This window comes from Cohnella sp. LGH (assembly GCF_017671885.1).
GTDB classification, from domain to species: Bacteria; Bacillota; Bacilli; order Paenibacillales; family Paenibacillaceae; genus Cohnella; species Cohnella phaseoli.
The window spans coordinates 568,362-581,804 of record NZ_CP072117.1 but is presented as its reverse complement, the minus strand read 5'-3'; the positions used below and the strand labels follow the sequence as shown (position 1 = coordinate 581,804).

Genomic DNA, 13,443 nt, shown 5'->3' with positions numbered 1-13,443 from the left:
AAACGTCGCTTTCCCGTCCACAGGACGGCACAAGCCGTTTTTATACTGATGATCCTGCTACTTTAACGCAAAGACGGCAGCGAAAGTTTCAGCAAATCTTCAGCAAACATATAGACGTTGAAAGATATGGAAAGTTACTCTTTTCCCCGTCTCTCAAGAAAAAATATTGTAGAATGACATAAACCTCTATACAATTCTCTATATATCGCATGTTACATTCCCTAACATACTCAACAAAGAAGGGCCGCTATGAGCGAAATAACAGACAACCGTAAATGGTCCACAATCTACCCGCAAGGCCAACTGCTGACTTATTATCAGCCGATCGTCGCATTGGAGTCGCGTGCAATTGTCGGCTATGAAGCGCTGGGCAGAGAACGGGTCGATGGCGAGGTACACAGCTTGGGCTCCTTCTTCGCAAACCTCGAAGTTCCCGTCCAAGAACACCTGCGGATTGATCGCCAGCTTCGCGAGCAAGCGATCGCCAAATTAAGCGGACTGGCCATCCCTCCAATGCTGTTTATCAACCTTAAGCCCTCGTGGATTTACCAATCTTACAAACAAGCAGGGGAACTGCACACGCTACGGCTTCTGGAGCAATACAGGGTAGATCCTCGCAACGTCTGTATAGAGATTACGGAGGATGAATTCGGAGAATCAATGGGCGAGCTTACCCGAATCGTAAAACTCTATCGGGCTGAGGGCTGTCAGATAGCCATCGATGACATAGGGAGAGGCTTCAGCAATTTCGACCGTATCGCCCGCATACGTCCGAATTTTCTCAAAGTCGATGTTCATCTCCTGAAAAACAGCGCTGCTCACGACGGCTACTTGGGCGTTCTTCGCTCGTTCTCCCATCTTGCGGAACAGGTCGGAGCCTCCCTGCTGCTCGAAGGCGTGGAAACCGCACAAGATCTCAGAAGGGCGATTCGGGCAGGAGCGCGTTACGTGCAAGGCTATCTATTTTCTCCGGCTCAGGCGGACTTTCAAGATAAGCACGCTTTTACACCGCTAGTCGAGACAGAATTAAGTGCGAACCGGCAAATCCTCGGCAAAACTTTACGACTTTGGGAGGAGGTGGGCCAGCGGCTCGCCGGTAAAGTTCGCGAATCCGGCATACGCGAGCTGCTGGAAGCTCGTTCCTCCAACAATGCCGACACGACGGCGGAAGCGGAATTCGCCGACCAAGCTATTCGTCGACTGTTGCCCGAACTGGAGGCTTGTTGCATACGTGTTTATTTGTGCCGAACTTCGGGCATTCAGTTGTCCGCCAATCATTCGCGCAGCGAGCCCGAAGGCTGGAAAACAAATCTCGATTACCGGTTTGCGGATTGGAGCTGGAGACCTTATTTCCTCCCGCATCTGTCTCATGGAACGACGGAAACGAAAATATCGGATATGTATGCCGATCTGGACTCGCGAGCTTGGATCAGAACAGTCTCGATTCCGATCAATTCGGAGTTAGTTCTGTTAACCGATGTTATCGACTCGTTCGAGTAGCGGCGCTCAGTCCCATCGTCTAACCGACAATTGTCGCTTACTTCAAAACTCCGGGAGAAGCGGAGCAAGCCGTCGACAGGATGCAGGCGCTGCGATCGACAAATCATTCCATCGAACGTAACGGCGGCGGCTATCCCGATGGACGGTTCACCTAAAGAAGAATAAAACCTGTCAAAAGAGGCAATGGCGGTGCTCAGGATTTTACTCCTGGCATCGCCATTTCTTGTTTTTTGTCCATTGCCGCTTTCTTGAGCAGATTATGATTACCTCAAGGCTTACTTTTTGCAGGCCTCGAAGCAGAAAACGACGGAATCCCCGTTGTTTTTAAGTGCGGCTTGAGACAACGCGTGTCTGTCGGGCGTTGATGCAGGCTGTAGCTGGGACAGCCTCTCCTGCGATTCAAGCGTTCCAAATCGCGGTTATGGCCTGTGCGTATAAGCGGGAAAGAAAATCGTTCGGATGATTAATATGATTCCCCGTCATATCCGCATAACGTTTGTGCCGCAATAGGTGGGCATGCAAGGACGTGACATCCACGAACGCTCGACCGGGCCCCGACAATTGCTGAAGCACGGCGGCGTATGCAGCCTGATTACCGGCAAAGAAAGTTGTAGGATTGGCTAGCATGGGGGAGACCAAAACAAACTCGGCATCTTTCTTCTTGGCACGGATCGTATCCATGATCGATTCGATGTTCGCTTTGAAGTCCGCAGCAGACCGTCCATGCGTACCGTCATTCATACCAAAGCCGATAATCGTCAGATCGGGGCGAAGCTCCGCTACGTCTCCCGCGTTAGCCCGCCCCCAATCCGACTGCATGCCCCCTTTAGCCATGTTCGTCAGATGAACCTCGGCCGGATACTTGCCGTTCAAATCCTGCGCGACCAATTGCGGCCAAGCCGGCATGTATGGCGGCGCGCCTACCGCGCCGCTCGCGTTCGCCCCTTCGGTAATGCTATCTCCGTAGACGGCGAGCTTAAACTTCTCCCCACTAGCTAGCTTTCTAGCCGTATGGGGGAGAAGACGGGATTGATTCGCAGGAACGGGACCTTGCCACCCTGTCCTCGAGTGCATATAGGTTACTGCGATCTGGCGATCATGAAAGTAGCTTCCTTCATGAAACAAGACATAGCCGCCTTCTCTCCCGGGCATCGACTCTCCCGGCGCCTCTTCCTCCATAATAAGCTCGCGTCGAGAAACGACCGGAACGCCGGATCCATGAGGAAAAATCAGCTTGCCGTCCTTTAACGCATAGTCCCTTCCTTCCTCGTACTGCGCATCCATCCGGGAATGATGCACGGTTACGATGTTCTCCGGCTCGAACAATAACGGAACATACGGTTCAGACCCATCATTGTCGGATATGACCATACATGATTCGTACCACATCGTATCCCCGTGCCATAGCGGTTCCAACCACCGCTCTGTCCGGCGTTTTTCATCAACTCCATCATGGATCAAGCCCAAACGAACATTCCCCCCTTCCCTTGCCCTGAGATTGATTATGTCCGCAAGCACCGGCGGAGCCTCTGACGTAATTAAGAACCGGCAAGGCCCTTTCAGCGCTCCGCTCCCCGATACGGTTAGCGCCTGTAACCAAATACCGCCAAGCCCCCTCCCCCTCGAAATGGAGCTTGATCGCGAACGCCGTCTCCCCGCTGCCCAGCTGCCGTTCTCCAACGAACGTATCTTCATCGTCTAACCAGCCGTTTCCATTACGGTCAAGCCAGATTTGCACCCGCGATCCCGCGGCGGAAGTTCCGGTAATGGTGAAATTCCGACTATTCGTTTGCACTTCCTGCTGCGGCTGATGGATTATCGGAACGGGCATGACGGGCTCTCTTAATCGCAAGCCGACATAGCGATAAGGTGTATTCGCTTCCTTTAAGGCGAACTGAGGCAATCTCTCCAAGGCAGTCCATCGATAGGGATCAGCCGCTTGTCCCATGGTCAGCCCATTCGGTCTGACTTCGACGATCATCTCCGCGCGAACCGGGCCCATATTCGCACGAACGATCGCGACGCCAGGCTTCAATCCGGTTGCCCTTCCGTTCTCGACGGCTACAACATCCGGCTGATCCGATTGCCAGACGACCGGCAACGACGGAGCTTGGAAAACGCCGCTATCCGTAAGCTCCGTTACGGCCAAGTCCGTCTCGTCGCCAATGCCAAGCATGGAATACGACTGAGTCGCGAGCAGCCCGACCGCTTCGGATTGCGCAGGCTGCTTCACGCGGAAGCCTAACTCTACCAACCCAACCTCCAGCGCGATTCCGTCCGCTTTCAGCATGAAGATGTCCGTGTTCTCCAACGTCTGGCCCCGGAACTTCGATACATCGATATCGAAGGTGCCAAGTCGCCCGTCGTACGTCACGGGATAGGAGTTGTAGAACGGCTGTTTCGCATCCCACGAGCGCATGTAGAAGACTGCCTCGCGTCCTTCATATTCAGGATTGTGCACGAAGCCGAATTTGCCGGTCAAATGCACTTCCCCCTCATCGGGAACCTGCATGGCGATTCTTCCGTTGATTCCCGTTCCCGATGCGCTGCCGGCAAACAAGATCGGATTCGTATACGTTTGCCCATCCTCCATCGTAACGGACGCCGGTCTGGATGCTCCGCCGTAAGCCGTAGAAGAACCGAACGGGAACGCCGCATAAGTCGGCTCGACCGTCCAAGTCCCTTCATCCGCGTAGTCGGACAATAAATCCGTATACGTAAAATCGTCTCCGATGACGTGAACGTAGCTTCTGGCTACGAATTCATTCGTAACCAAGGTGATTTCCGCCGTTCCTCTGGCTAAGGCCGTGACTTCGCCTTGCGGCGATACGGCAACCAGATCGGGACGGCTGCTGTGGAAGGCAGCGCCCGTTGTTGATGTCCACGCTTCTTTGCTGCCGTCGCTATAGATCATCTGAACGGCTAGCGCTTCCGTCGAACCCGCTTGCAGTGTCTTATTCTTCTCGGCGAACGCCAGGCTCTGAAGCTTCTTCTGCGGCGCTTCGTCCTCATAGACCAGCTTAAGCTCCGTCAGATCGACTTTACCGTAAGTAATCGCCGTAACGGATTTATTCCTTACGTTCACATCTATTCTGATCTTCTGTCCCGCGAACGCGGACAGATCCGCTTCCATCGTCGTTCCCGCTCCCGTGACGGACAGATCCTTCTGGAGCACGAACAGGCTTCCGGCGCCGCCTTCCTTGTACCCTTCGAGGATCAGGGAATTGTACGTCCCTTCCGGCGTTCCTTGCGGATAGCGGAACGTCGCCACGGCCTTGACGCCGTTCTTGTTCGGGATCTGCAGCGAATCCAACGACCCGCTAACCTGCTCGCCCGACTGCAGCGGTTCGTAACGATAGACGCCGGAATAGGTTTGGCCGTTCTCGGATACGACATTCGCCATCGCTTTCGCCGTTCCGTAACCGTTGCCGGTCCCGAAAGTAAACGGATGCCAGCCGTTCGTCATCGACCACGTGCTCCAAGTCGCATTCTCCAGCAGCGGAAGGAGCAATTGTTCGGATGGCTGCTTCACTTTGACGACGAGCGAGCCGCTAATTCCCCCTAAAGTAGCCGTAATGACGGTTTGGCCTTGGGAATGGACGGACAATTGACCCGATGTCGTAACCGACGCTACGCTCTCGTCGCTGCTCGTCCAAGTCGGCGCTCCCGCCATTTCGTCCCGATAGAAGTAGTAGCCGTCGGGCGTTATTCCGGTAACGTCGAGACTCAGCAGCGAGCCGGCTATCGCCTCCAACATTCGCGGCTGATTCGCCTCCAATTGCTGATGCTCCAGCGTCTCGCCGGACACGCGAACGACGAGCTTCTCAAGCGTCGTGGCATACGCGTGATCTTTTTTTAGATGAAGCTCGCTTTTCCTGCCGTTATAAAAGACCAAAGTTTGCGGACCTGCCGTCGTAACCGACAGCTTCCCGTCCGGATCGGGGTGCACCGTCCGGTCGTTCATGATATCGTACTTCGGCTTGGCATCCGCGAAATAGATCGTATCGGTTCCAGCCGCAGGAAGCGTCACGGCTGTGAACGATTCGTTCGCGTTCACCTGAAGACCCGTTCGGGAGTACAGGTGAACACCCGCTGCGTCGGCCAGATTGCGGTACAACTGCACCGAGGAAATGGAAGGCGAACCGATCCATACCTCCATTCCGCCCCCGCTATTTGTTCGATAAGCGGCGGTAACCTGCGCATCAGTTCGGCCTAGCACTCGAACGCCGCTCGAATCCTCGGCCGAGAACATCGGGATCGCCGTAACGGAGCCGCCCAATTCCTCGCCCTGGGCGATACCGGCAAGCAAGGGCTCGGCAGGGTCCCCTATGGCCTCAATTCGGTACGAACGGGGAGCCGACTCCTCCGTCGCGAATCCCGTCACTTCCTCGATCTGATCGGCGGAACGGCGGTCGGCGCCTAACGTGTTTCTTTGCCAATATCCCGAAGCGTACAGCCACACAATCGTTTTTCCCGACCTGTCCCATTGATTCAAGGCGATTCTCTGATTGCCGTCCAGCGCATAAGCGTTGGCGAACAGATACAGCTTGTACGAATCCGCCTTGCCCGCCAACACATCGGACAGCAGAACGATATCGTAAGGGGCCCCTGCCTTAGACAACTCCTCTCGTATGAGCCTTAATCTCTCGTTCACGGACGAATCGGAGACGGATTGAACCATCTGCGAGAACTCGTCCACGACCAATGCGATCTCCGCCCCCGATTTGCGAGGAAGGTTCACGGAGGCATCGGCCAATTGCTTCATCTTGCGGATTTCATTCGCCATGCGGGCATTGTTGAAGCCTCCGTATCCCGCATCGTCGTACCAATGGATGCCGTAGGATTTCGTCAGGGCAAAAGCGAAGTTACGCCAAAGCAGGGCAACGGAACCGTCGACGCCGTCGGACAGCGGAGGAGCCCCATGCGTGTCCGTCCCGATATGCGTGGCGTAATCGTCCTCCCCAACGTAGAGCTTGCCATGCAGCCTGGCCGAATCCATCGCACCGTGAACGCTCGTGAATCCGTCCGCGAGGCTGCGATGTGTATAATCGAGCGGAGAATAGAGCAGATCGATGTCCGGACTGTTCAGCAACGTTTCCAAGTCCAGTTCTCCGGAGAGCGGGCCGTATTGTCCGAATGCCAACGTATAGCCGCTGTATACGGCCATGAGCTTGTCCCGTGCCGTTTCCTCCTTGACGACGCCGGCCAGCTCAACGACGAAATTGGACAATTGACCGTTCTGATACTGCACATAATCGATTACGCTGCGGTTCGTCGCGGGATTGAGGAAGGGATCGCCGTTTGCCTTGAACGGAATGGAAGCGGATTCAAACGTAACCGCGGAATCGCCCCAAGACTGTCTAAGCTTGCCGACGTCCGACTGATAAGCGATCTTCAGCCATTCGCGGAACGACGCCGTATTTCCGAGACTCCGATCGAAATCGCGATTCGCCCACGTATCGACGTTGAACCATTCGCCGGTGCTTCCTCCGCTAAGCATATAACCGAGTATCCGATCTTTCATCGGACTGGCTTCATAACGGCGAATCTGCTCGCGCAGGAACAGCTCGGACCGATTCCGCCACTCCTTGGAGCCGTAAGAATTCGCTCCCCAAGAAGCGCCCGTATCCACATTCGTCTCGGCGGTATTCTCCCGGTCGAAGCCGAAGGAAAAATCCGTTCCCAGCCATAGGATCGGGAGGAAATACGCATTGGGATCCTCCGCCGCGATCCGCTCCATCTCGGGCAGCCACACTTCCAGCGTAGGGAAGCCCGTTGTATGCCTAGGCTGATAGATACGTATGTCCGCATAAGAAGCCGTCTGCGTCATATTCGGATACCAGTCCCATTGGAACCAGCCCACGAGAGGCTGGGGTTTGCCGTTTACGTGAAGCGTAGGATTCCCGTTAAGCGCTTCGACCGTCGCGGTCTTGACAGGCTCGAAGCGCATGGGGTGTCCCCCCGCGCCTCCTTTCGCATGCGCCTGATTCGAGCCCGGAAGAGCTGCGGAGCTTGCAACCCATAAGGAAAAGCAAATTACAAACGCGATTATCCGTTTCATTTTCCATTCCTCCTCAAGTTGATGTTGCTTGCGTCATCCGACCGTCGTCCCGGATAAATGCATATCGATCGCGATCTCGAAAGGGTTCGCTTCCGATACCGACAGCGTTTGACCGTTCGGCAGTTCTACGGTTACCGGAACATCCTCAGGCCCCCGCACAAGCAAGCGGAATTGGCCTTCACCGTCCAATTCCCATTTGACGTACACCGGCCCGGCCGCCGTCGCCACCGTGCCCTCCGCCCATGACAGATGACCTAGCCGTGGCGACACTTTAATGCGTTTGAATCCCGGCTCGCCCGGTTTGACGCCCAATATCTCCGCTGGAAACTCGTAGAGGGGAGTCGCTCCCCAGCCATGGCAGTCACTTCTCTGGGAGACGGGATCCTCGACCCAAGTCGTCAGGTTCAGATCCGCGAGACGTCTCCAAATGTCCCATAAAGCAAACGATTGCTCGTACAACCCCGTCTCCGACAACGCTCGGAACAGGAAGAACGCCATTGCGTACGAGACGAAGGGCAACGACTTATCCTGCATCGTCGCTTCCATGAGCTCGCGTGCTTCCGCTCCGCGCACTGTACCGGACAATACCGACCAGATTTGGGCGTGCTGTGAATATTCCTCCGAATCAGGCCCGTCTTTGAACATCCGTTTATTCTCCGACCAGCAATGCAAGCGGATTGCGGCGTTAACGCTATCCGACCTTTGTCTATATTCTTCCGCCGTAGCCGTTCTGCCGGCATACGAGTTCAGCTCCGCGGCTGCCTGCAAAGCCGCCGAATATAACATGCTGATAACAGTAATCGGCCCCTTCCGACCAACGGTGGGTACACCTGCGGTGTCTCGCCATTGCTCGACCCAATCAACGAAGGACCAATACTGCGGGGGCATGCGACCGACGATCCTCCGTTCATCCAGATGCCGTTCGAACCATCCGAGCACCGCGTCCATCGTAGGCAAATACTGACGCACCAGCTCCAGATCGGCAAAATAACGGTAATGGTCGTGAACCATCATGATCCAATAAGTCGCAAACCCAGGAATCACCTGCGGATAAAGCGAGGGATATCGGCTTTGCAGCATGCCGTTCGGAAGCAAGGAGCTGTGAAAATCGAACATTGCTTTGCGGGCAAGACGATCGTCTGCGCTTAAATGATAGGTAAACAAGACTTGAAGTCTCGTATCCATCGCATACTGCATCTGTTCGTAAAAAGGGCAATCCTCGTACGTCTCGTGCATACAGCGTTTTAACGTATTGATGCTGATATCCCATAATCGGCGGAACGACTCGTCCGAGCTGCGGAAATCCGCCTTGATCTCTAGCGGATAACCGGTCTCGCGATATAAGAATCGTTCAATGACGATCGGCTCCTCGCCCGCCTCGACCTGAAGCCGCACGAACCGGAACGTCCGAAACCAGAAGGGCTCGTAGATTTCGCAACGATTCTTCCCGAGTTCCCCATATCCGGCGACGACGTAAATATCCTCCTCTCCGAGCAAAATGCCCTTCGAAGCGTCGTCCCGCACCCCTTTATTGCGCCGTATCGTGGATTCTGAGGCATCCTCGTAGCATTCCGCGCACAGGATGCGGATTCGGCTTCCCCTTCCGCCGGTTAAGGCCAAGCGCAAATAACCCGTCGTTAGCTCGCCCGCATCCAATTCGATCGTGAATCGTTCGCCCGCCGCCACTTGGAAGCTTTGCTGCCCCTCTTCTTTCTCCAAGAGATAGAAGACAGGCTCCGATTCTTGGGCGCCCTCCATTTTCGCTATTGAGCGGAAACCGCGTTCTTCTTCAAACAAGGAAGGAATGGGACGCGGAGTTAGCTGCCATGGCGTAAGCTGTCCGTACGTATCGTCATAAGCTGCGGCGATTTCCATCGCATTGTGCCAATGTCGATCGTCATATCGCGTTTCTTCCCACCCGTGCGGCAACGCCGCCCCGTCCACTCGCTCGACGCCGCCGACATACAGCGTTTCCAACTCGCCGGGATGGAACGACAGCGCTCGGTCCTCTAGATAAAGCCACTCCGCTCCGCTGTCGAGCGACATGATAACGCAACCATTATGATCAACGAGATCCCCCTCCAAGAAAAAAGCCCCCGTATTGGAACGCCATATGGATGCAGGTCCGCCTACGCCCAACGCGAAGGGCTCCGAAACGGAGAAATGCAGCACCTTGGCCGCGAGCGCATTCATTCCCGGCCGCAAGCGATCGGACAGGTCGACCGTCTCGTAATGATGGGTGTTGCGGTCCCCTTTGCATGGCCCGACCGACACCGATTCGCCGTTCAGATACAAGCGGTAACGGCTGTCGGCGGATACCTGCACGACCAGCCTGGCACCGTCCGCGGGAACCGCGAAGCTTCTGCGAAAATAGACGAGCTCGTGGTTCCCCTCCGTCGATGCGAATTCCGTTCTTTTCTTCCATATCCATCTGGCCTTCCATGCCTTATACTGCTCCATTTTAACCTCCTGCGCTTAACTAACGACTACTGGATGATCAACTAAGTATGAAATTCTTATTCCGTCGATGGCTATAACTTAACGGCGCCGCTGGTCATGCCCGTAATGAATTGCCGGGAAGCTACGATGAAAAATAGCAGCAACGGCAGACTGGTAATGATATATCCGGCAAACAGCGGGCCGACTTGCTCGTTGTATTGCGAAGTAAATGTTAAGAGACCAACCGCCACGGTCTTCTTGGCATCGTCGGTCAATACGATGGAAGGTAAAATAATATCATTCCAAGTATTGAGAATGTTCAAAATCACGAGCGTCGTAATGATTGGACGGCTAAGCGGAACTGCGATTCTCATAAACGATTGAAAGATGGATGCCCCGTCGATATACGCAGCCTCGAACAGCTCTCCCGGAAGCTTCTCCATGAAACCTCGCATTAAGAAGATACCGAACGGAACGCCACCCGCGATATAAGGACCGATTAGCCCCCAACTGGAATCGATCAACCGCAGGTCTCGGATCAGGATGAACAGCGGAATTAAAGACAGAATACCGGGAATCATCATTAGTGAAATGATAATATAGAAGATCGTCTCCCTAAGCGGAAACTTAAAGCGTGCAAGAACGAATCCGCTGATCGATGACAAGATCACGATGCCTAACGTCGCCGCTGCGGTGACGATCACCGTATTCAGCATAAAGGGGCGAACCGTTTCCCAGGCGAGCGTGTAATTTTCAAAGTGAAAAGGAAGGGTGATTCCCCATGGATTGTGGGTATCCTGATTGAAGTTTTTTAAGCTCTTGAATATCATCGAGATAAACGGGTAGACCGTTAGCAATAGTAATATCCATAACACGAGATGCAAGCCAAGTTGACCGGCTGGGAACCGCCTGGATAATCCCTTCATAAATATCGTTCCTCCGAATCTATTGATCCGCTTTGATAAATTTCATGTTAATAAACGTGATGGCAAGAATAACGATGAAAATAACGAAACCGATCATTGATGCGTACCCGAAATTGCTGTAAGAGAAAGCCTGTTCGTACATGAGCCAGCCCGGAACTGCCGTTGCCGAACCCGGACCGCCTTTCGTCAATACGAGCTGAACGCCGAAGCCTTGCAAGCCTCCGATAATGCCCAACACGATCATCAGCTTGATCTGGCCGGTTACGAGGGGCAAATCGATACGCAAGAAACGACTGACTCCGACCGCTCCTTCTACCTTCGCAGCCTCGATGACCTCTTGGGAGATGCTTTGAAATCCCGCTAAGTAAATGAGAAATCCCAGTCCCGCTACCCATGGAAAGCCGATTAGCACGATGGAGGAGAGTGCCATAGCGGGATCTCCCAGCCATCCGTATTCATGGGGCAGGCCTAGAGAAGCGAGCACTGTGTTGAACAAGCCGGTCAACGGATCCATTAAGCTTTTCCACAGCAGTAACACGACGACTCCGGGAACTACCATCGGCAAGATAAACATATAACGGAAAAATGCGGACATGCCGCTATTTTTCAAATTGAATACGAACGCCGCCCCGAGCAGACTCATCGCATTGCCGGTGATCAAACCTGCGATCAGCAGGAAAAGCATATTCCAGACCGAATCTATCAAGAAGGAATCTTCCAGCATATACTTGAAATTCTGTAACCCGATCCATTCGGCCGTCGCTCCATTCCAGTTCGTAAAAGCATGGTAGAGCGCGGACAACGGAGGGTAAAATCCGAAGATAAGCAGAATCGCCAGCGTCGGTAATAGAAATAAATAATAGAGCCTCGCCTGGTATAACCGCTTAATGTACCCCATACGATCTTCTCCTGTCCAAAGACGATATTCGATGACAGCGGCGAAGCGCATTGCATCCCTGCGCTTCGCCGCTGTCACTACTGCCTTACCACTTCGATTCGTCGTATTTATGCTGCTGAACGATGCTATCGACGCTTTTCTTCATTGATTTCTCAAGCTCGACGAGCAGTTTGTCCAAACTGATCGAACCTAACAAATAGTCGACGGAAAGCTTTTCATACGCTTGCCCGTACTCGGAACCCGCCAGTACCGCGGCATAGAAGGCCCCCCAAGTCAAATATCCGTCTTTATAATCCTGCTGAAATTGGTCGTACATCGGTTTGAACATCTCCACGGCTTCGGCGCCGTTCGCAGCCGGGATGGCCGCTTGCAGATTGTTGACCAGGCGTGCGTTATTTTTCGGCGTAGTTAGGTACATCAGGAAGTCGGCCGCCAAATCGGCCGTTCCTTTCTTTGCAGCCGAGTTGGTCAACTGCCATGCCGTTGCATACCCTGCCGTGCCGCGAATCGTATTGGCTCCGCCATAAGGAGATTCTTCCTGCGACAGAATCGGGAACGGCATTGTGCCGTATTCAAACTTGCGCTCTTTATCGTCCTGGACGTTGCGCATATGAATGCCTACCGCTTCGATCATGGCTACTTTCCCGGTCACGAACGCTTTGTAGGCATCCGTGCTGTTCCAACCGTTCGGATATCCGTCCGCCTTCTCTTTCTTCAGCTTATAATACTCGCGGTTTTCGGGAGAATCGACTTGGTATAAGCCCTTCTTGTAGGCGCGGACGAATTCTTCCTGATCGACGATGCCGTTCGGCGTAAGCATGTCCCACTCCTTGATCTTGTTGGCGAAAATGGCCGTTTCGAGCGTAATGTCGGACCAACGATAAATCGGCATATAGGAAGCGATGCCGATCCCCTTCAACTTCTGCTGAGCATCGAAAAATTCCGTATACGTGACGGGTGGCTTGTCGATGCCGGCTTTCGCGAACAATTCTTTGTTGTAGATAATGCCGATTGGAACCGCATCGATTGGAATATAATACACCTGACCGTCGCCGGACCTGTTCAGCCAAGACTCGTTGTAGAGATCTTTCCATTTCGCATTGCCTTCCGCGTAAGGATTAGGCATATCCAAGTACTTATCAAAAGGCAGCACCCAGCCCTTAGGATAATCCTCGTCCTTAAAAGTTCCAATTTGATAAATAATATCTGCGGCCGTTCCCGCGGCCAACTGTGCGACCGCCACTTTGCGATCTTTGGACTTCGTCGGGGACAGAATTTCGATTTTCGCTTCCGGATGAAGCTTCTCCCATTCGTCCGCCAATACCCGAATCTCGTTGTAAGGATGCGGATTGGCGTCGGACTTCTCCATGCTCGTCGTCGGAGCATAGTCGGTGAAATCTCCACCTGGATCGACGACGATTACTTTTTTCTCAGTAGGCGCCTTGCTTGAACTATCGACATTCGTAGACTCGCTTGCACCGGCGCTCGGCTTCGATTCGTTGCCCCCGGAACCTGAGCTGCATGCGGATAACACCAAGGTTGTCGACAAGGCGACTGCTAACGATTGATGCCACTTTTTAGACCAGAACATTGAATGACCCCCATATTTTCGATATTAT

Annotated in this window: 7 protein-coding genes; 1 reads left to right on the top strand and 6 read right to left on the bottom strand. The window is 53.7% G+C overall.

Annotated elements, in window-relative coordinates:
• Window positions 1–249 precede the first annotated feature (249 nt).
• Window positions 250–1,500 (top strand): EAL domain-containing protein, encoded by a 1,251-nt coding sequence (locus tag J4772_RS02330; RefSeq protein WP_209074008.1) that lies wholly within the window; start codon window positions 250–252, stop codon window positions 1,498–1,500.
• Between the two features lie 399 nt (window positions 1,501–1,899).
• Here the strand turns inward: J4772_RS02330 and J4772_RS02325 are convergent, their stop codons facing one another.
• The 6 genes from J4772_RS02325 to J4772_RS02300 all read right to left on the bottom strand — a co-directional run bounded on the left by J4772_RS02325 (window position 1,900) and on the right by J4772_RS02300 (window position 13,415).
• Window positions 1,900–2,967 carry an SGNH/GDSL hydrolase family protein gene (locus J4772_RS02325; protein WP_209074007.1) on the bottom strand — a complete coding sequence of 356 codons (1,068 nt, stop codon included), beginning with the start codon at window positions 2,965–2,967 and terminating at the stop codon, window positions 1,900–1,902.
• On the bottom strand, window positions 2,951–7,561 hold the full coding sequence (locus J4772_RS02320; RefSeq protein ID WP_209074006.1) for an Ig-like domain-containing protein: 4,611 nt from the start codon (window positions 7,559–7,561) through the stop codon (window positions 2,951–2,953). Before J4772_RS02320 ends, J4772_RS02325 begins: the two co-directional genes overlap by 17 nt.
• Window positions 7,562–7,594: 33 nt before the next feature.
• Window positions 7,595–10,021: an alpha-L-rhamnosidase-related protein gene (locus J4772_RS02315; RefSeq protein WP_209074005.1), complete on the bottom strand. Its 2,427-nt coding sequence runs from the start codon at window positions 10,019–10,021 to the stop codon at window positions 7,595–7,597.
• A gap of 71 nt (window positions 10,022–10,092) precedes the next feature.
• Window positions 10,093–10,926: a carbohydrate ABC transporter permease gene (locus J4772_RS02310; RefSeq protein ID WP_209074004.1), complete on the bottom strand. Its 834-nt coding sequence runs from the start codon at window positions 10,924–10,926 to the stop codon at window positions 10,093–10,095.
• 19 nt (window positions 10,927–10,945) lie between these two features.
• Window positions 10,946–11,824: a carbohydrate ABC transporter permease gene (locus tag J4772_RS02305; RefSeq protein WP_181918150.1), complete on the bottom strand. Its 879-nt coding sequence runs from the start codon at window positions 11,822–11,824 to the stop codon at window positions 10,946–10,948.
• A gap of 85 nt (window positions 11,825–11,909) precedes the next feature.
• Entirely contained in the window at window positions 11,910–13,415 is a 1,506-nt protein-coding gene (locus tag J4772_RS02300) for an ABC transporter substrate-binding protein (RefSeq protein ID WP_209074003.1), read from the bottom strand.
• Between the last annotated feature and the right edge of the window lie 28 nt (window positions 13,416–13,443).

Excerpts from the sequence above, each read along its gene's own strand:
- J4772_RS02330 (WP_209074008.1), top strand. The coding sequence starts at position 250 with ATGAGCGAAATAACAGACAACCGTAAATGGTCCACAATCTACCCGCAA.
- J4772_RS02320 (WP_209074006.1), bottom strand. The coding sequence starts at position 7,561 with ATGAAACGGATAATCGCGTTTGTAATTTGCTTTTCCTTATGGGTTGCA.
- J4772_RS02315 (WP_209074005.1), bottom strand. The coding sequence starts at position 10,021 with ATGGAGCAGTATAAGGCATGGAAGGCCAGATGGATATGGAAGAAAAGA.
- J4772_RS02310 (WP_209074004.1), bottom strand. The coding sequence starts at position 10,926 with ATGAAGGGATTATCCAGGCGGTTCCCAGCCGGTCAACTTGGCTTGCAT.
- J4772_RS02305 (WP_181918150.1), bottom strand. The coding sequence starts at position 11,824 with ATGGGGTACATTAAGCGGTTATACCAGGCGAGGCTCTATTATTTATTT.
- J4772_RS02300 (WP_209074003.1), bottom strand. The coding sequence starts at position 13,415 with ATGTTCTGGTCTAAAAAGTGGCATCAATCGTTAGCAGTCGCCTTGTCG.